Genomic DNA, 17,912 nt, shown 5'->3' on the forward strand with positions numbered 1-17,912 from the left:
GGATTCCGCTGGTCGCCGCGCAGGATGCCGCATCGGCGGTGCCGGTTCCGCAGGAAGAGCGTGTCGTGTTCCCCGCCAGCGTGTCGCAGGGCGCGCTGGTGTTCGGCAAGGTGCCGCCGGGCAGCCGCGTGACCTATCGCGAACGCGCCCTGCGGACGACCGGCTACGGCACCGTGGTGCTCGGCGTGGGCCGCGACGAGACCGGCCCACTGCGACTGGAGGTGGCCACGCCCTCCGGGCGCACGGAAAGCGTGAGCATCGCGGTGACCCCGCGCGACTGGCCGGTCGAACGCATCGATGGCGTGCCGCCGAAGACGGTCAACCCGCCGCCGGCCATCGCGGCCCGCATCGAACGCGAGCAGGCCCAGGTGACCGCCGCGCGCCTGCGCGACGATGCCCGCGCCGACTTCGCCCTGCCCTTCCAGTGGCCGGTGCAGGGCCGCATCAGCGGGCGCTTCGGCAATGCGCGTGTCTACAACGGACAGCCGGGCGCCGGCCATTCCGGCATGGACATCGCCGCGCCGAACGGCACCCCGGTCAAGGCGCCCGTCGGCGGCATCGTGACCTTCGCTGCGCCGGATCTGTATCTCACCGGCGGCACCGTGCTGCTTGATCATGGTCACGGCGTGAGCTCGAACTTCCTGCACCTGTCGCGCCTCGACGTGAAGGTGGGTGATCGCGTAGAGCCCGGACAGGTGATCGGCGCCGTCGGTGCGACCGGGCGTGCGACGGGGCCGCATCTGCATTGGGGCATGAACTGGTTCGACGTGCGCATCGACCCCTTGCTCGTCCTCGAACGCGGAAAGTAAACGCCTATTGTTCGCCAACCGGGCGCGTTGCGACGCGCTTGAGCGCCGTGGCGCTTCAGGTTTCGGGGGGCGCGGTTCGACACGCGCATCGACCCCCTGCTCGTCCTCGAACGCGGCAAGTAACCGCCCTTTGTTCATCAGCCGGGCGCGTTGCGACGCGCGTGCGCCGACGACGCAAACCCTTCCCGCCATCCCGACGCAGCCGCGACGATGGCTCGGATCTCGGAAGAGCAACTGAATCGCCCCGGATCGTCGTCCCAGCGAACGCCGGGACCCCTTTGCTGTTGCGTCCGCCCGCTTCTGCGTCGAAGCGCCACATAGGAAGCAACAGCACGAGCCACTGGGTCCCGGCGTTCGCTGGGACCACGGATCAAGATGCAACGGGGTCTCTACCGCCATGCCGACGTCTTGCAGAGCCGAATGCTCAGGCCGGGACTTTCCGACGTGCAGTCCCTGCAGAGGCACTGGATCCCGGCACACGCCGGGGCGACGGGTACAGGGAGTTCCCAGCAGGCAGGTGGCGCCAGCCCGCTTACAGGCGCCCGAGATAGCGGCTGGCGGGGCTGTCCGCCAGATCGCGCGGGCGGACCAGTTTGGGGTTCGGCGGGCCCACCTTGGGCCAGGCCGTGCCCAGTACGGCGTCCACGCGGTTGGCGACTTCCGCATGCGGCGATTCCAGTCCCAACCGCTCACGCAGCGCCATGATGGAAGCGTCCAGCGCGGCATCGTCCAGCTGCAGCGCATCCACCGAGTCCCAGACCGGCGCGCCGCCGGTGACCGCATCGACCCCGAGCGCGTCCTGACCCAGCGCCTTGTGCTTCGGCTTCAGCATCTCGCGCACTTCTTCCTGCAGCTTGATGTAATCCACCTCCGGAAACGGCAGGTCGCTCGGTTCGCCCGGCACGATCGGGCGCGCCAGCCGCCGTGCAGGCACCGTGTCCGCGTCGGCGAAGGCGCGATAGGCGAACTCGCTGCAGAGCATCCTGTCCGAATCCGCGCGGATCGCATGGTCGGTCGCCTCGCGGATGAGCCAGCGCAACCACACCGGCAGATGCCTGGGTTTGCCGCGCAGGGCGACCAGCAACCCGATCGTCACCAGGTCGTCCTGTGCGAACGTGGTGCCGACCAGCGAGCGCGCATGCCGCAGTACCGCAGCGCGGTCATCGTCTCCCAGCGGGCTGCCGTCGGCGGCCAGCGAACGGTAGGCATCGACGAACACCACCGGCCCATCCGATGCCAGCCGCGCGGCCAGCGGGCTCTCGGCCACGATGGGGCGGATGCCTTCGATCAGCAATCCGTCCGCCGACACCAGCGATACGTGGCTGTAGATGCTGTCGCCGAACCAGGCGATCAACTTCGACAGCTGGCTCTTGCCGAGCATCAGCAGCAGGTCACCGACCTGCAACTGGTCGACAGGGAAACGGGAAGACGCGGACGTCGGTTCCACTCAGGCTTCTCCTGGTTGCGGGGAAAGGTCGCCGGTGACGCGGTCGCGTCCGGCCGATTTGCTGGAGTACAGCGCCACGTCCACGCGCTCCAGCAAGCGCTCGAAGGTTTCGCCGTCGGCCAGCTGCGCCACCCCCAGGCTGAGGCTGGTGTCGATGACGCGTCCATCGATGGTCAGCGGACGGTTGTTCACGGCGGCCCGCAGGTGTTCGGCCACCACCAGCGCGTTGTCGAACGTGGTGTCCGGCAGCAGCACCAGCATTTCGTCGCCGCCGTAACGACCGAGGAAATCGCGCTTGCGCAGCTTGCCCCGCGTACGGGTTGCCACCAGCCGCAGGCTCTGGTCGCCGACCGGATGGCCATGCTCGTCGTTGATGCGCTTGAAGTGGTCGATGTCGAAGAACACCACCGACAGCGGCGTGCCCTGCGCATGCGCCGCCTCCACCTCGCGCTGCAGTTGTTCGATGATCGCGGTGCGCGAGAGCACACCGGTAAGTGCGTCCTGGGCTGCGAGCCGACTGGCCTGGTCGCGATCGCGGCGCAGCTGCTGCATGCGGTCGGCCAGGCCGACCGTCAGCACCAGTCCGGCCAGCGCGAAGCCCATCGGGAACGCATGGATCAACCAGACCGGTCCCACCCACCAGCCGAGCAGTTCGCCCACGCGCGCGGCGGTCAGCACCATCATCGGCAGCCACGAAAGCAGCAGGAAGAACGCGGGCCGCTGCCGGCGCACCGTGCCGCGTACCGCGGCCAGCAGCACGGCGGCCGTGGCCACCAGCAGCACGCCATTGCCGAGTCGGGGCACCCAGGTGTGGGTCGTCGCCAGCGAGACGAGGATCAGCGCGCCCAGCAGCAGGTTGCAGGCGCGCAGCAGCCACAGGATGCGGGGCCCGTTGCGCGCCAGTTCCAGATAGAACGCCAGGAAGGTATTGCTGGCGATCACCGACAGCATGCCGGCCACGCGGGCCATGCGCGGGTCCGAACCGAGCACGTGACCGAATATTTCGATAGTGCGCAGTTCGCCGCCGGCCAGGGCCAGGAACAGCGCCTGCGACAGCAGGGTCAGCGCGAGGAAGCCGTAACTGCGCTCGCCCAGCCCGATGCAGAAGCCCAGTGCCAGCACCGCCAGCACGCCCAGTGCGCCCAGCACCATCGCGCGCCACGTGACGTGCTCCAGGTCCTGTCGATGGACCGATCGCAAGGGCTCGATGGACAACGGCATCGGCGTGCCGCCGACCGACTGCACGCGCAGGTAGAGCGGCTGCCCCGCACGCACGCCGTCAGGCAGCGGGAACGCCAATGCGCGCGCCGAGAACGCCAGGTCGGCGTCGTCGCCGAACAGGCTCCGCGTCAGCGGCGGCCCGTTGCCGGCCCACAGGGTGATGCGGTTCTGGTACGGCGCACGCACCACCAGATGCGGCTGCAGGCCCGCATCCACATCGACCGGGCTGACCACGCGCCACCAGCGCGGGTCGGTATCGGCTTCGAAGATCAGACCGTCCGGGGCGGGCGCGAAGCGCCCGTCGAGCGCACCGGACACGACATCGCGCGCCGGCGCGTCGTTCGCGAGCCGGGACACGTGGAGCGTCTGTGCAGTGGCAGGCAGGGCCGCCACGCTCAGCCAGAGCCAGAGCAGCAGGCCGCGTACCGGGCGCCGTGGATTCCCCATATCCATTCCGCCGTACCGTCAGCGGCGGAGCATAGCGCGGATATCGGATAAATGTGACTCGAGGGCGGGGCCGCCCCGCGGCTCAGTCGTTGCTGCCGCTCACCCGGGCGACCGCATCGTGCGGATGCAGGCTCTCGTAATGCGCCACGGTGGCGTCGTAGCGGGCCACGCGCGCGTCCGAGGCCAGGACCGACGCCACCCGTCGCGCGGCGTCCTCGCAGAACATCAGGTTCTCGGCGTTGAGGCGGGCGAAGGCCTGTTCGTCGACACGCTTGACGGCGGTCTGCACCGGCGTGCCCAGGGCGGCCTCGAGGGCATCCACCAGCGCGACCAGCGGCAGTTCGTCGAACTGCGGGCGCAGTTCGACCCGCACGCTGGCGCGGCTGCGCTGGGCGTGCGGGGTGGCGGCCAGGCCGCGCTCGGAGGCCAGCCAGTCGTGCACGGCAGCGACCGACAGGCCATGGGCCGTGGCGAAATCGCCGGCGAAGCGGTCCGCATTGGCCTGCCGCGACAGCGCTGCGGAGGCGGGACACGTGCTGGAGTATTCGACGGAGAACGACAGCGCCAGCTGGAGATGGCCGTCGACCAGCGTGGCGTCGATTTCCACCGGATAGCGCTTCCAGCCGGCGTAGTCGCTCTCCAGCGCCTTGCGCTGCAGAAGGGCTTCGTAGCGGATCTTCAGGCGCGCACTGGTCGCCAGGCCGGACTGCGAGGCGACACTGTCCTGCAGCAGGTGCCGCAGGCCGGCCGGCGTGATCGCTTCGCGCGCCAGCCCGTCCTGCAGCTGCAGGTAGAGGCGCGACATGTGGATGCCGCGGGCATCGGGATTGGCCAGGTTCACCGACAGGTCGATGCTGGCGGCCACCTGCAGTTGCCCGCCCTGCCCGTCGGCGATGCGCACCGGCAGCGCAATGTGCTCCATGCCGACCCAGTCCAGGGGACGGGCCAGCGGCACGCGCTGGTGCGCGACATCGGGAAGATCGGCGCGGGGCGCCGCGGGAAGCGAGGGAGCCATGGTCATGCACGGGGGAATGGATGCCGCGCATTGTACGCCCTGCCCCGAATTCCCCGATGAAACAGTCCGTTACGGCCCGTTCCTGCGGCTATCGCAGCGATATGCGCGGCCTTCAGTCGCCGCGCGCGGCACGCCAGCCGGTGAACAGCAGAACGGGGCGCGATGGCAGCGGTGCGGGCGCTCCCGTGCGCGACAGTCGCTCCAGCCTGCCCCGCGCATACGCGGCGAGCACACGACGCTCGCGCGCACCCTGGCGCGATGCAGGCCAGCGCTGCAGGACATCCGTGGCCCAGCCCCGGACGGACGCCGCATCGTCCGCCTGCCGGAACGCCGCCGGCACGGCGGCGGTACCCACGTCGGCCAGACGTGCGGCCAGCACCTGCGCCACGACGGTCTCAGGATCCGGCGCGCGACCAAGTACGTAGGCTTCCACGGCGGAGACCGCAGCGCCATAAGACGCCAGCGCCGCGAAGGCCTCGTCGCGGCCCGCCGGCGTTTCTCTTGCGGCGGCCAGCACCGGCAACGCGTCGGCCAACGACGCCCACGGCGCGCGCACCGGTTCCAGCCGGCGGCCGAGCGGATGGCGCGAGCGCTGCGCACTCCAGCCACGCAGTTCTTCGCCCCACCACGCCAGCTTGGCATCGGCCGGCAGCGGGTCGCCGCTGACGTTCAGGACGTCATCGAACTCCTGCAGCAACGCGAACCACGCCTGCGCGATATCCCGGCGCTCGGGCGACACGAAGATCTCGGCGACCGACCACTCGGGCCAGCGTGCACGCCATTTGTCGAGGAAGCTGTCGAGGGCGGCGGAGTCGGACATGCAATGGAACTCTGTAGGAGTAGTACCGGCATGCCGGCACTGGTAAGTCGCGACCATGATGCCGGGACCCTCGGGCGACTGGCCATGACACGATGGGGGCGCCGGCGGAATGACCGGAACCGCAGCCGTGCGGTCGCGACTTACGTCGCTCCTACAACAAGCCGGCTCCCAGGCCACGCCGCAGCATGCTGCAATTCACCCGCGGTCTCGCACATCACGTCCGCGCTCCACTCCGCCGGGACCTCATGCGCCTGCCGATATCCCCACAGCGCCGCGATCGACGGCATGCCGGCGGCATGGGCGGCCTGGATGTCGCGCTCGTCGTCGCCCACGTACACGCAGTCGGCGATGGCGATGCCGATGCGCTCGGCGGCGACCTGCAACGGCAGCGGATGCGGCTTCTTCTCCGCCAGCGTGTCGCCGCCGATCAGCACGGCGCAACGCGTCTCCCAGCCGAGTTGCGGCAGGATGTCGCGCGCCAGGTATTCCGGCTTGTTGGTGACGATGCCCCAGGTGCTGCCGGCCGCTTCGAGCGCATCGAGCATCTCCGCCACGCCGTCGAACAGCACGCTGTGGCGGCCGAGCTCTTCCTGGTAGATCGCCAGGAACTCCGGCACCAGCGCTTCGCGAGGTTGCTGTTCCATGTACGGGAACGACGCGGCCAGCATCGCGCGCGCGCCCTTCGAGACGTGGGGACGCAGGCCGTCGAGCGTCATCGGACCGAGACCGCGCGAGGCACGCATGCGGTTGGCGGTGGCCAGCATGTCGGGCGCGCTGTCGAGCAGCGTGCCGTCCAGGTCGAACAACGCCGCGCGCGGGAATCCCGTCGCGGTCACGGCTTCACCGCGCTGGCCAGATAGTTCACGTCGGTACGCGAGGTCAGCCGCGCGCGCTGCCGCCACGGTTCGTAGGCCAGGCCGGTGACGTCCTGCAGCCGGAAGCCGGCCTCGCGCAGCCACGCGGCCAGTTCCGACGGCTTGATGAATTCCTGGTAGTGGTGCGTGCCCTTCGGCAACAGGCGCGCGATGTACTCGGCGCCGACGATGGCCAGCGCGAAGGCCGCCGGCGTGCGGTTCAACGTGGACAGGAACAGCTGCCCGCCCGGCTTGAGCAGGGTGTGGCAGGCGCGGATGATCGAGGCCGGGTCCGGCACGTGTTCCAACATCTCCATGCAGGTGACCACGTCGAAGCTGCCCGGTCGCTCCTCGGCCAGCGATTCGACCGACCGCAGCTGATAGTCCACCTGCACGCCCGACTCCAGCTTGTGCAGTCGACCGACCTTCACCAGTTCCGGGGCCAGGTCGATCGCGGTGACCTGGGCGCCCTCGCGCGCCAGCGCTTCGCTGAGCAGCCCGCCGCCGCAGCCGACGTCGAGTGCGGCGGCGCCGGAGAGCCGCACGCGGTCGCGGACGTAGGCCAGGCGGACGGGGTTCAGCGCGTGCAAGGCTTTCTGGGGACCATCCGGGTCCCACCAGCGGTTGGCCAGCGCACCGAACTTGTCCAGTTCGGCCTGGGTGAAATTGTCGTCGCGGGGGGAAGTCGTGGTCGTCATGGCGTCATTGTCTCAGATCGTCATTCCCGCGTAGGCGGGAACCCAGTGACTTCCGTCCAAATCTGCGCCTGACCCGCAAGGCCCTGGGTTCCCGCCTTCGCGGGAATGACGGCTCAATCAGGACAGCCGAATGCCCGCGATCCGCTCGCGCCACTGCCGCGCATTGGCGAGGACGCCGTCGATGTCGATATCCACCAGCACCCGCTGCCGCAGCTTCGCCTTGCCGGCGATCCACACATCGCTGACCTGCTGGCGGCCGGTGGCGTAGATCAGCTGGGACACCACGTGGTGCAGCGGCTGCGTCTCCAGCGCGGACAGGTCCACGCAGACCAGGTCGGCTTGCTTGCCGGGCTCGATGGAGCCGATGCGGTCGTCGAAGCCGATCGCCTTCGCGCCACCCAGCGTGGCGGCGCGCAGGGCGCTGAAGGCGTCCAGCGCCGCCGCATCCTGCGCCACCGCCTTGGCCAGCAGCGCGGCCGTGCGGGTTTCGCTGAACATGTCCAGGTCGTTGTTGCTCGCGCAGCCGTCGGTGCCGACCGCCAGCGTCACGCCCGCGCGTTCCAGCGCGCAGGCCGGGCAGAAGCCGGAGGCCAGCTTGAGGTTCGATTCCGGGCAATGCACCACGCTGACGCCGCGCTCGGCGCAGAGGTGGATCTCCGCCTCGGTCAGCTGGGTCATGTGGATGGCGATCAGGCGGTCGTTGACCAGGCCCAGCCGGTCCAGACGCGCGATCGGGCGCTGTCCGTGTTTCTCCAGCGACTGCTCGACTTCCTGCGCGGTCTCGTGCAGGTGCAGGTGCACCGGCACGTCCAGCTGGTCGGACAGCATGCGCACGCGCTCGAAATTGGCGTCGTTGACCGTATAGGGCGCGTGCGGCGCGAACGCGGTGGCGATCAGGGCATCGTCGCGCCACTGGTCGTGCACCTCGCCGGCCTTGTCGAAGTACTCGTCGTCGGACGCCGCCCATGCCGTGGGGAAATCGATCACCGGCAGGCCGACCCGCGCGCGGAACCCGTGGTGCTTGTAGGTCGCCGCCTGCACGTCGGGGAAGAAGTAGTTCTCGTTGACGCAGGTGGTGCCGCCGCGCAGCATCTCGGCGATCGCCAGGGTGATGCCGTCGGCGACGAAGTCCGGGCCGATCACCGCGCCCTCGATGGGCCAGATGTGCTCCTGCAGCCAGACCTTCAGCGGCAGGTCGTCGGCCACGCCACGCAGCAGCGTCATCGGGTTGTGGGTGTGCGCGTTGACCAGGCCGGGAATCAGCGCGGCGTCGGGGCGCGAGACGGTCTCGCGTGGCGCGAAGCGCGCGCGCGCCTCGGCCAGCGGCAGGAGGGCCACGATGCGGCCACCGGTGACGGCGACCGCATGGTTTTCCAGCACCGCCCCGTGCGGGACGACCGGCACCACGAAACCGGCTTCGATCAACAGGTCGCAGGTGTCAGGCGCAGTGTCGGTCATGCAGGGTCAGATCCCGAAGCCCAGGGTGTAGGTGATGCCGAAGGCACCGGCGCCGAACAGCAGCCAGCACAGCAGCATCAGCGCCAGCGCGCGGCCGTATCCCAGCCGCGGTACCTGCGGGAACAGCCGCGGCAGGGTGGCGTTCCAGCACAGCATCACGCCCAGACCGGCGATCAGCACGCCGACCGCCCAGACGCCGAGGTAGAGCGCGAGCTGTCCCATCACTTCACACGGCTGACGTATTCGCCGGTGCGGGTGTCGACCTTGATCACTTCATCCTGGCCGACGAACAGCGGCACGCGCACCACGGCGCCGGTTTCCAGCGTGGCCGGCTTGCCGCCGGTACCGGCGGTGTCGCCCTTCACGCCCGGATCGGTCTCGATGATCTTCAACTCGACGAAATTGGGCGGCGTGACCTGGATCGGGTTGCCGTTCCACAGCGTCACCACGCAGTCTTCCTCGCCCTTCAGCCACTTCTCGGCGCCGCCCATGCCGGCCTTGTCGGCCTGCACCTGCTCGAAGGTCTCCTGCTGCATGAAATGCCAGTACTCGCCATCGGCGTAGAGGTACTGCATGTCGGTGTCCACCACGTCCGCCGCCTCGACCGAGTCGGTGCTCTTCATGGTGATTTCCTGCACGCGGCCGCTCTTGATGAGGCGGTACTTCACGCGGGTGAAGGCCTGGCCCTTGCCCGGCTTGACGTACTCGGTGTCGGTGATGATCGCCGGTTCGTTGTTGATCAGGATCTTCATCCCGTTCTTGACGTCGTTCATGCCGTAACTGGCCATGCTGCAGCTCCTGGAGGTGAGGCGGACCCACCGCGCAAGACGGCCGGCCGGATAGAATGGGGAAACCCGCCGGACCCGGCGGGTGCTTGTTTTCAGGCCCGACATGATACCCGCAGCCCCCGGACCCCGACAGCCCGCCCCCCTGCCCACGTCGCGCTGGCAGCAGGCCTGGCGCGACGCCGTGCGCGATCCACGCGAGTTGCTGGCGCTGCTGGGGCTTGAGGCGCTGGCCGGACGGGTGTCCGACGCCGCCGCCGCGCAGTTCCCGCTGCGCGTGCCGCGCGGCTTCGTGGCCCGCATGCGGCACGGCGATCCGCACGACCCGCTGCTGCGCCAGGTGCTGCCGCTGGACGACGAAATGCGGCCGGTTCCCGGCTACGGCCTGGATGCGGTCGGCGACGGTGCCGCGCGCACCGGCACGGGCGTCATCCAGAAGTACCGGGGCCGCGCCCTGCTGGTGGCGACCGGCAGCTGCGCGATCAACTGCCGCTACTGCTTCCGCCGCCACTTCCCCTATGCCGACGAAACCGCCGCGCGCGACGGCTGGCGCGAGGCCGTGGACCTGATCCGCGACGACGCCGGCGTGGAGGAAGTGCTGCTGTCCGGCGGCGACCCGCTGTCGCTGTCGAACGGCAAGCTCGCCGAGCTGACGGATGCGCTGGCCGGCATCCCGCACCTGCGCCGCCTGCGCATCCACAGCCGGCTGCCCGTGGTGCTGCCCGAGCGGATCGACGACGGCCTGACCGCTTGGCTGGCCGGCGTGCCCTGGCCGGTCACGGTGGTCATCCACGCGAACCATGCCAACGAGTTCGACGGCACGGTGGATGCCGCGCTGCGGCGCCTGCGCGATGCCGGCGCCCACCTGCTGAACCAGGCGGTACTGCTGCGGGGCGTGAACGACGACGTGGACGCCCTCGCGGCGCTCAGCGAGCGCGGCTTCGCGGCCGGCGTGCTGCCCTACTACCTGCACCAGCTGGACCGGGTGGCCGGTGCCGCCCACTTCGAGGTCGACGATGCGCGGGCGCGGGCGCTGCACGCGGCGCTGGCGGCCCGCCTCTCCGGTTACCTGGTGCCGCGGCTGGTGCGCGAGGTGGCCGGCGACACGGGCAAGCGGCCGCTCTGACCGGCGCGCCGTCGGCCATGTCCGCATCTGCGACGGCTGCATTGGACTCATCTCACGTGTTCAGGTATTAAACCCGCACCTCTCGCGGACGCGCTGCATGCAGATCGGCAAAGACACCACGCTACGACTGACCCTGGTGGACGACAGCGCCGAGGACGCGGAGGCCATCGTCTCCACCCTGCGCAACGGCGGCATCGCCGTGCGCCCGTTGCGGCCTCTCGATGCGGCGGAACTGGGGCAGATGGTCGCCGCGCAGCCGATGGACCTGCTGCTCGCCTCGCGCACGGCCAAGGGCATCCCGCTGGCCACCGTGCTGTCCCAGGTGGACGCCAGCGGCAAGGACATCCCGGTGATCGTGCTCGCCGATGCCATCAGCGAGGCCGAGCTGCTGGCCGACCAGGCCGCCGGCGCGCGCGCCATCGCCCTGCGCGGGCGGCCCGAACACGTGCTGACGGTGCTGCGCCGCGAATGGGCCGACCTGGACGCGCGCCGCTCGCAGCGCCGGCTGGAAAGCCAGATGCGCGAGACCGAGCGCCGTTGCGATGCGCTGATCTCGTCCTCGCGCGACCCCATCGCCTACATCCACGAAGGCATGCACATCCGCGCCAACGACGCCTACTTGGAGATGTTCGGGTTCGAGTCGTTCGAGGATGTCGAAGGCCTGTCGCTGCTGGACCTGGTGGGGCCGCAGTACGTCAACGACTTCAAGGCCCTGCTGAAGAAGCTCAGCAAGGGCGAACCGCCGCCGCCGCGCTTCGAGCTGGAAGCCCGCAGCCTGGACGGCGACAGTTTCCCCGCCACGCTGGAGTTCGCCACGGCCACCTATGAGGGCGAGTCCTGCGTGCAGGTGATCTTCCGCCGCCGCGAGGAGTTCGACCCCGAACTCGCCCGCGAGGTCGAAGACCTGCGCCAGCGCGACATGGTCACCGGCCTGCTCAACCGGCCCACCTTCCTGCGCGAGCTGGAGAACGCGGTGGCCCAGGTCGCGCGCGGCGAAGACCAGTACGCCCTGCTGCTGGTCGAGCCCGACCACTACCAGCGCCTGCTGTCCGAGATCGGCATCGACTCGGCCGACGCCCTGGCCGCCGCGCTGGCCGCGCGCCTGTCGGAGAAACTCGATCCGGGCACCATCGCGGCCCGCTTCGGCGAACGTACCTTCGCCGTGCTGCTGCGCGGCAACCATGCGCAGACCGCCACGCTGGCCGAGAAGCTGCGCGCGTCCTACGCCTCGCACGTGTTCAACGTCGGCGAGCGCTCGGCCTCGGTCACCGCCAGCATCGGCGGCGTGCAGATCGGCGAGAAGATCGCCAGCGTCGGCCCGGTGCTGACGCGCGCCACCGACGGCCTGCAGACGGCGACCAACCTCGGCGGCAACCGCATCGAGATCTTCGACCCCGGCGCGGTGGACCGCGCCGAGGAAGAACGCGTGCAGAACTGGATCCAGCGCCTGCAGTCGGCCTTGCAGGACGGCAGCTTCCGCCTCCACTACCAGCCCGTGGTCAGCCTGCAGGGCGAACCGGGCGAAGTCTACGAAGCGCTGCTGCGACTGGAATCCAACGGCGAGATCGTGCAGCCGCACTCCTTCATCGGCATTGCCGAGGACAATGGCCTGCTCGACGCCATCGACCGCTGGGTGGTCAACCGCGCCATCGAGGTGCTGGCCGAGCGCAAGCGCGCCGGCCACGACACGCGCCTGGTAGTGAAGGTCAGCCCGGCCTCGTTCGCCGACAACCGCCTGCTCGACGTGATCGCCACGCAGCTGGCCGCCCACGATGTGCCGGGCGACCGCTTGTGGCTGCAGACGCCGGAAGCCAAGGTGTTCACCCACCTGCGGCAGGCGCAGGCGTTCCAGTCGGCCGCGGCCAGGCTGGGCTGCCAGGTGGGCCTGGAGCATTTCGGCGCGGGCCTGGACTCGTTCCAGCTGCTGTCGCACTTCCAGCCGACCTTCCTCAAGATCGACCGCGTCTTCAGCGAGGACCTCGGCAAGAACCCCGAACACCAGCAGAAGATCCGCGAGATCGCCGAGCGCGCGCAGGCACTGGGCATCCTGACGGTGGCCGAACACGTGCAGGACGCGGCGACCATGGCCTTCCTGTTCACCGCCAGCCTGGACTACGTGGAAGGCAACTTCCTGGCCGCACCCGGCCCGGCGATGAACTACGACTTCAGCTGAGGGAGGCTCCCCCTCTTCCCGATTTCGCGGGGAGAAGGAACAGAAAACCCGCCTTGCGGCGGGTTTTCTTCCAGTGCATCGGGAACGCGCTCAGGCGAGCGTGCCCTGCTGCGCGCGCAGGGCGGCGATGCGGTCCTCCAGTGGCGGATGGCTGAGGAACAGTTTCTTCATCCCGTGGCCGATGCCGCCGGCGATGCCGAACGCCTCCACCTGCGCCGGCAGCGTGCTCGGGCGCTGCTGCTGGCTGAGGCGTTCGAGCGCGGCGATCATCTTCTGGCGGCCGGCCAGCGTGGCACCGCCGTGGTCGGCGCGGAACTCGCGGCGACGCGAGAACCACATCGCGATCATCGTCGCGAACAGGCCGAACACCACCTCCAGCGCCATCACGATGATGTAGTAGGCGAACCCGCGGCTTTCGCCTTCGCGGTTGCCGGACAGGAAACTGTCGACGATGCCGCCGACCACGCGCGCCAGCACGATCACGAAGGTGTTCAGCACGCCCTGCAGCAGCGCCATGGTCACCATGTCGCCGTTGGCGACGTGGGCCACCTCGTGGCCCAGCACGGCCTCGGCCTCGTCCTGCGTCATCGAGCGCAGCAGGCCGGTGGACACCGCCACCAGCGCATTGTTGCGGTTGGCGCCGGTGGCGAAGGCGTTGATCTCCGGGGCGTCGTAGACGGCGACCTCGGGCATGCCGATGCCGGCGGCCTGGGCCTGGCGCTGCACGGTGGCGACCAGCCAGCGTTCGGCATCGTTGCGCGGCTGCTCGATGACGACCGCCCCGGTGGCGCGCTTGGCCATCCACTTGGAGGTCAGCAGCGAGATCAGCGAGCCGCCGAAACCGAAGATCGCCGCGAACACCAGCAGCCCGCCCATCTGGCTGGAATCGACGCCCAGCAGGGACATGACGACGCTGGCCAGGGCCAGGACGGCCAGGTTGGTAGCGAGGAACAACGCAACGCGCGTGAACACGACGGGTATCTCCGGGAAGTGTGGTGTGCGGACGGTAACGACCGCAGAATTGCGGTTGTGCCCGTTTGAATTCAAGCGTCTTGCTGACCGCGTGGTTCAGCTTTCCTTTCTCTCCGACGAATGAGCGACAGCGTTCCCTCCCCGTATCGCGGCCGTTTCGCGCCCTCGCCCACCGGTCGGCTGCACTTCGGCTCGCTGGTCGCCGCACTGGGCGGCTGGCTGCTGGCGCGCCATCACGCCGGCACGTGGCTGGTGCGGGTGGAGGACCTCGACCCGCCGCGTGAAGTCCCGGGCGCCGCGCAGCAGCAGCTTGCGACGCTGGCCGCCTTCGGCCTGGTCTCCGACGAACCGGTCGTCTGGCAGAGCACGCGCCATGCCGCTTATGCCGATGCCCTCGCGCGCCTGTTGGGCGACGGCAGCGCATTCGAGTGCCGATGCAGCCGCAGCAACCTGGCCGCCAGTGGCGGCATCCATCGCGACTGCGTCGCGCACGATCGCACACGGCCGCCCGCCGTCCGCCTGCGCGTGGCCGACGGCACCCGTGTGGTCTTCGCGGATGGGCTGCAGGGCGAGGTCGTCCAGCAGGTGGACCGCGAGGTCGGCGATGTGGTCCTGCGCCGTGCCGACGGCTTCTGGGCCTACCAGTTGGCGGTGGTCGTCGACGATGCGGCACAGGGCATCACGCACGTCGTGCGCGGGGCCGACCTGCTCGACTCGACGCCGCGGCAGATCCTGCTGCAGCGTGCGCTCGGCCTGCCCACGCCCGCGTACCTGCACCTGCCGCTGATCGTGGATGGCGAAGGGCAGAAACTGTCGAAGTCGATGGCCGCCCTGCCCGTCGACGACGACGCGCCGCTGCCCGCCCTGAAGGCAGCGTGGCAGGCCCTGGGGCAACCGCCAGCGGCGCTCGACGGGGCGCGGACGGTGGCCACGGCCCTGCAGTCCGCCATGCGGGAATTCCGCCCGGATCGCCTGCCGAAAGTGAGGTCAATGACGTTCGCTGCAACGCACAACAATCCTGTCGCGGGCGCTGTCTAGAATCGGATGGCCGTCGGCTTGTACGGTCCAAGGAGATTCCCCACATGACATCGCGCGTCGCCCTGGTCACCGGCGGCACCGGAGGTATCGGTACCGCCATCTGCAAGAAGCTGGCCGACATGGGCCACAAGGTCGCCACCAATTACCGCAACGAAGAGAAGGCGCGCGCGTGGCAGGCGCAGATGAAGGCCGACGGCTACGACTTCGCGCTGGTCAAGGGCGACGTGACCTCGCCGGACGAAGCGGAGGCGATGGTCAAGGAGGTCGAGCAGACGCTCGGCCCGGTGGAAGTGCTCGTCAACAATGCCGGCATCACCCGCGACGGCACCTTCCACAAGATGTCCGCCGGGCAATGGGGCGACGTGATCAACACCAACCTCAACTCGGTGTTCAACGTCACCCGCCCGGTGATCGAAGGCATGCGCGACCGCAAGTGGGGCCGCATCATCCAGATCAGCTCGATCAACGGCCTGAAGGGCCAGTACGGCCAGGCCAACTACGCCGCCGCCAAGGCCGGCATGCACGGCTTCACCATTTCGCTGGCGCGCGAGAACGCCAAGCTCGGCATCACCGTCAACACGGTGTCGCCCGGCTACGTGGCCACCGACATGGTGATGGCGGTGCCGGAGGAGGTGCGCGCCAAGATCGCCGCCGACATCCCCACCGGCCGCCTCGGCAAGCCGGAGGAGATCGCCTACGCGGTGGCGTTCCTGGTGGACGAACAGGCCAGCTGGATCACCGGCTCCAACCTCGACATCAACGGCGGCCACCACATGGGATGGTGAGGCCCGTCGCCTCGCCCCGATGATGTCTCACACGACGCCCCGCAAGGGGCGTCGTCCGTTCCGATGCTGCGCAGCATGTTTCCTTCGCTGAACAGGGCGCCCCTGCCTTGTGGCCTGTTGCAAGCGCTGTTGCGCTGCGTCATGCTGCCGTCATACGCGTTTAGAGCGAAGACTCAATGGCTGCGATCCGTATCATCAAGAAGTACCCCAACCGTCGCCTGTACGACACCGAGATCTCCAGCTACATCACCATCGAGGACGTGCGCCAGCTGATCGTCGATGGCGAGGATTTCGAGGTGCGCGACGCCAAGACCGGCGACGACCTGACCCGCACGGTGCTGCTGCAGATCATCAGCGAACAGGAACAGGACGGCGAGCCGATCCTGTCCACGCAGTTGCTCAGCCAGATCATCCGCTTCTACGGCGACTCGCTGCAGGGCTTCATGGGCAACTATCTGGAGCGCAGCATGCAGTTGTTCATGGAACAGCAGCAGCAGTTCCGCAGCCAGATGGGCAACCTGCTCGGCCAGACGCCGTGGACCATGATGAACCAGCTGACCGAGCGCAACATGGAACTGTGGCAGGAATTCCAGCGCAACCTGACCGGGGGCATGGGCCGCCCGACCACGGTCAAGCCGAAGGAAACCCCGCGCGAGACGCCGAAAACGCGCGCGCGCTGATCCAGAACGTGGTGAAACCCGGCCCGCGCCCCGTTGCGCGGGCCTTTTTTTGAGCCGAGACACAGGAATTCCGCATGACGCAACGCATTGCCGTGGTGACCGGGGGCATGGGCGGGCTGGGGCTGGCGATCTGCCGGACACTGGCCCTGGCCGGCCGCAAGGTGATCGCCGCCGACCTGCCCGCCTCGCCGGAGCGGCTGGAACACTTCCGTGCGCAGACCGCCACGCTGGACATCGAAACCGCCACCGTCGACGTGGCCGACTTCGACGCCTGCGCCACGTTCGTGCGCGATGTCGAAGCCCGCCACGGTGCGCTCGACATCCTGGTCAACAACGCCGGCATCACCCGCGACGCGACCCTGCGCAAGATGGACAAGGCGCAGTGGGACGCGGTGATCGGGGTGAACTTGGACAGCGTGTTCAATCTCTGCCGCCACGCGGTGGACGGCATGCAGGCGCGCGGCTTCGGCCGGGTCGTCAACATCAGTTCGGTCAGCGGCCAGACCGGCAACTTCGGCCAGGTGAACTACGCCGCCGCCAAGGCCGGCCTGCATGGCTTCTCGATGTCGCTGGCGCGCGAAGTCGCGCGCAAGGGCGTCACCGTCAACAGCGTCTCGCCCGGCTACGTTGAGACGCCGATGACGCGCGCCATGCCCGACGAGGTGCGCGACCGCACCGTCGCCTCGGTGCCGGTCGGCCGCATCGGCCAGCCGGACGACATCGCGCGCGCGGTCGCCTTCCTCACCGCCGACGACGCCGGCTACATCACCGGCGCCAACCTGCCGGTCAACGGCGGACTGTTCATGAGTTTCTGAGCGGCGCGCCGCGTCCCCGTCTTCCCGTTCCCTGCGAATCAACACGCACCTTCGACAAGGATTCCCGATGAAACTCACTCCTCCCACCTTCGGTGTCTGGCTGATCGCGCTGCTGCTCGGCGGTGGCGGCATCGCGGCGAAGTTCGGCTACGTGCCGGTGCTCGCCCCGCATGCGTTCTGGCTGGTGGTCGCCGGTTTCGGCCTGCTGGTGGCCGCCACGCTCTTCAGCAAGCTCTGAGCGTTGCCGGTCGCGTCCCGGGCTTGCCCGGGACAGGCCGGCGGCGTACCGTCGCCGTACCACGCTACGTGGTACGCAGGAGAGGAAGCATGCAAGCGTTCGTCAGGCTCGCGTTGTCCTCATCCGTCCTGATCCTGCCTGCACTGGCGGGATGCGCGACGCCCACGGCCAGCGGACAGGCGACGCCGCGATGCACGGCGGTCGGCTGCGTCGAGCCGCTCGACCTGGCGGCCGCGGGCCCCGGCTCCACCGTACTGCTCGTCCAGTGCATCGGCGCCACGCAGACGCAGCGCCGCTATCGCCTCGAACCCGGCGGATGGACGCTGCAGATGTACGAAACGGTGGAGGTCGCCCCCTGCCCCGCGCCTCCCGCGCGCTGACCGCCGATGGAGCTGATCGCGCACCTGCTGGCGGACCTGTGGTCGAAGCGCCGGCTGCTCGTGCTGCCGCGGCCGGCGATCGCCGCCGGGCTGGGCGGTTCCACCTGACCGTCAGGGAGCCGGCCTCCGCCGCAATGGCCATCGGCTGCGC

At 69.3% G+C, this 17,912-nt stretch carries 19 protein-coding genes; 9 read left to right on the plus strand and 10 right to left on the minus strand.

Going from position 1 to position 17,912, the window contains the following annotated elements; translation table 11 throughout:
• Nucleotides 1–2 precede the first annotated feature (2 nt).
• Nucleotides 3–809, plus strand: a complete 807-nt coding sequence (locus VGN58_RS10145) for a M23 family metallopeptidase (protein ID WP_327484624.1) — start codon at nt 3–5, stop codon at nt 807–809.
• A 532-nt stretch (nt 810–1,341) separates the two neighbouring features.
• Here the strand turns inward: VGN58_RS10145 and VGN58_RS10150 are convergent.
• The 9 genes from VGN58_RS10150 to efp all read right to left on the minus strand — a co-directional run bounded on the left by VGN58_RS10150 (nt 1,342) and on the right by efp (nt 9,557).
• The gene (locus VGN58_RS10150; protein ID WP_327483125.1) at nt 1,342–2,256 is read right to left on the minus strand and encodes a hypothetical protein; all 915 of its coding nucleotides are present in this window, start codon (nt 2,254–2,256) and stop codon (nt 1,342–1,344) included.
• Complete coding sequence (locus VGN58_RS10155; RefSeq protein WP_327483126.1) at nt 2,257–3,924, minus strand: diguanylate cyclase; 1,668 nt, start codon at nt 3,922–3,924, stop codon at nt 2,257–2,259. It lies immediately after the preceding gene.
• Between the two features lie 82 nt (nt 3,925–4,006).
• A complete protein-coding gene (gene folE2 / locus VGN58_RS10160) occupies nt 4,007–4,945 on the minus strand; it encodes a GTP cyclohydrolase FolE2 (RefSeq protein ID WP_327483127.1) in 939 nt (312 codons plus the stop codon).
• Nucleotides 4,946–5,051: 106 nt separating this feature from the next.
• Entirely contained in the window at nt 5,052–5,759 is a 708-nt protein-coding gene (locus tag VGN58_RS10165) for a phytoene/squalene synthase family protein (RefSeq protein ID WP_327483128.1), read from the minus strand.
• Between the two features lie 140 nt (nt 5,760–5,899).
• Complete coding sequence (locus VGN58_RS10170; RefSeq protein ID WP_327483129.1) at nt 5,900–6,595, minus strand: phosphoglycolate phosphatase; 696 nt, start codon at nt 6,593–6,595, stop codon at nt 5,900–5,902.
• On the minus strand, nt 6,592–7,311 hold the full coding sequence (gene ubiG, locus VGN58_RS10175; protein ID WP_327483130.1) for a bifunctional 2-polyprenyl-6-hydroxyphenol methylase/3-demethylubiquinol 3-O-methyltransferase UbiG: 720 nt from the start codon (nt 7,309–7,311) through the stop codon (nt 6,592–6,594). The genes VGN58_RS10170 and ubiG overlap by 4 nt, the downstream gene beginning before the upstream one ends.
• Nucleotides 7,312–7,428: 117 nt before the next feature.
• On the minus strand, nt 7,429–8,769 hold the full coding sequence (locus VGN58_RS10180; protein WP_327483131.1) for a TRZ/ATZ family hydrolase: 1,341 nt from the start codon (nt 8,767–8,769) through the stop codon (nt 7,429–7,431).
• 6 nt (nt 8,770–8,775) lie between these two features.
• Entirely contained in the window at nt 8,776–8,991 is a 216-nt protein-coding gene (locus tag VGN58_RS10185; RefSeq protein WP_327483132.1) for a hypothetical protein, read from the minus strand.
• A complete protein-coding gene (gene efp / locus VGN58_RS10190) occupies nt 8,991–9,557 on the minus strand; it encodes an elongation factor P (protein WP_327483133.1) in 567 nt (188 codons plus the stop codon). The genes VGN58_RS10185 and efp overlap by 1 nt, the downstream gene beginning before the upstream one ends.
• Nucleotides 9,558–9,660: 103 nt before the next feature.
• Between efp and epmB the strand changes: the two genes are divergently transcribed.
• Nucleotides 9,661–10,680 carry an EF-P beta-lysylation protein EpmB gene (epmB, locus tag VGN58_RS10195; protein WP_327483134.1) on the plus strand — a complete coding sequence of 340 codons (1,020 nt, stop codon included), beginning with the start codon at nt 9,661–9,663 and terminating at the stop codon, nt 10,678–10,680.
• Between the two features lie 97 nt (nt 10,681–10,777).
• Nucleotides 10,778–12,853 (plus strand): EAL domain-containing response regulator, encoded by a 2,076-nt coding sequence (locus VGN58_RS10200; RefSeq protein ID WP_327483135.1) that lies wholly within the window; start codon nt 10,778–10,780, stop codon nt 12,851–12,853.
• Between the two features lie 90 nt (nt 12,854–12,943).
• Here VGN58_RS10200 and htpX read toward each other — a convergent pair whose 3' ends face one another.
• On the minus strand, nt 12,944–13,825 hold the full coding sequence (gene htpX / locus VGN58_RS10205; protein WP_327483136.1) for a protease HtpX: 882 nt from the start codon (nt 13,823–13,825) through the stop codon (nt 12,944–12,946).
• Between the two features lie 120 nt (nt 13,826–13,945).
• Between htpX and gluQRS the strand changes: the two genes are divergently transcribed.
• The 6 genes from gluQRS (at nt 13,946) to VGN58_RS10235 (ending at nt 17,761) form a co-directional block, all read left to right on the plus strand.
• Entirely contained in the window at nt 13,946–14,863 is a 918-nt protein-coding gene (gene gluQRS, locus VGN58_RS10210) for a tRNA glutamyl-Q(34) synthetase GluQRS (RefSeq protein WP_327483137.1), read from the plus strand.
• 44 nt (nt 14,864–14,907) lie between these two features.
• Nucleotides 14,908–15,648 (plus strand): beta-ketoacyl-ACP reductase, encoded by a 741-nt coding sequence (locus VGN58_RS10215; RefSeq protein WP_327483138.1) that lies wholly within the window; start codon nt 14,908–14,910, stop codon nt 15,646–15,648.
• A gap of 176 nt (nt 15,649–15,824) precedes the next feature.
• Entirely contained in the window at nt 15,825–16,328 is a 504-nt protein-coding gene (gene phaR, locus VGN58_RS10220; protein ID WP_327483139.1) for a polyhydroxyalkanoate synthesis repressor PhaR, read from the plus strand.
• A gap of 74 nt (nt 16,329–16,402) precedes the next feature.
• The gene (gene phbB / locus VGN58_RS10225; RefSeq protein ID WP_327483140.1) at nt 16,403–17,143 is read left to right on the plus strand and encodes an acetoacetyl-CoA reductase; all 741 of its coding nucleotides are present in this window, start codon (nt 16,403–16,405) and stop codon (nt 17,141–17,143) included.
• A gap of 67 nt (nt 17,144–17,210) precedes the next feature.
• A complete protein-coding gene (locus VGN58_RS10230) occupies nt 17,211–17,381 on the plus strand; it encodes a hypothetical protein (protein WP_156383629.1) in 171 nt (56 codons plus the stop codon).
• 89 nt (nt 17,382–17,470) lie between these two features.
• Entirely contained in the window at nt 17,471–17,761 is a 291-nt protein-coding gene (locus tag VGN58_RS10235; RefSeq protein WP_327483141.1) for a hypothetical protein, read from the plus strand.
• The last annotated feature ends 151 nt before the right edge of the window (nt 17,762–17,912 follow it).

Origin of the sequence: Pseudoxanthomonas sp. (assembly GCF_035999195.1) — a bacterium.
Classification (GTDB): Bacteria; Pseudomonadota; Gammaproteobacteria; order Xanthomonadales; family Xanthomonadaceae; genus Pseudoxanthomonas_A.

Coding starts and splice junctions, on each gene's coding strand:
- VGN58_RS10200 (WP_327483135.1), top strand. CDS start 10,778: ATGCAGATCGGCAAAGACACCACGCTACGACTGACCCTGGTGGACGAC.
- VGN58_RS10185 (WP_327483132.1), bottom strand. CDS start 8,991: ATGGGACAGCTCGCGCTCTACCTCGGCGTCTGGGCGGTCGGCGTGCTG.
- efp (WP_327483133.1), bottom strand. CDS start 9,557: ATGGCCAGTTACGGCATGAACGACGTCAAGAACGGGATGAAGATCCTG.
- VGN58_RS10230 (WP_156383629.1), top strand. CDS start 17,211: ATGAAACTCACTCCTCCCACCTTCGGTGTCTGGCTGATCGCGCTGCTG.
- phaR (WP_327483139.1), top strand. CDS start 15,825: ATGGCTGCGATCCGTATCATCAAGAAGTACCCCAACCGTCGCCTGTAC.
- VGN58_RS10165 (WP_327483128.1), bottom strand. CDS start 5,759: ATGTCCGACTCCGCCGCCCTCGACAGCTTCCTCGACAAATGGCGTGCA.
- gluQRS (WP_327483137.1), top strand. CDS start 13,946: ATGAGCGACAGCGTTCCCTCCCCGTATCGCGGCCGTTTCGCGCCCTCG.
- folE2 (WP_327483127.1), bottom strand. CDS start 4,945: ATGACCATGGCTCCCTCGCTTCCCGCGGCGCCCCGCGCCGATCTTCCC.
- VGN58_RS10235 (WP_327483141.1), top strand. CDS start 17,471: ATGCAAGCGTTCGTCAGGCTCGCGTTGTCCTCATCCGTCCTGATCCTG.
- VGN58_RS10215 (WP_327483138.1), top strand. CDS start 14,908: ATGACATCGCGCGTCGCCCTGGTCACCGGCGGCACCGGAGGTATCGGT.
- VGN58_RS10155 (WP_327483126.1), bottom strand. CDS start 3,924: ATGGGGAATCCACGGCGCCCGGTACGCGGCCTGCTGCTCTGGCTCTGG.
- epmB (WP_327483134.1), top strand. CDS start 9,661: ATGATACCCGCAGCCCCCGGACCCCGACAGCCCGCCCCCCTGCCCACG.
- VGN58_RS10180 (WP_327483131.1), bottom strand. CDS start 8,769: ATGACCGACACTGCGCCTGACACCTGCGACCTGTTGATCGAAGCCGGT.
- phbB (WP_327483140.1), top strand. CDS start 16,403: ATGACGCAACGCATTGCCGTGGTGACCGGGGGCATGGGCGGGCTGGGG.
- ubiG (WP_327483130.1), bottom strand. CDS start 7,311: ATGACGACCACGACTTCCCCCCGCGACGACAATTTCACCCAGGCCGAA.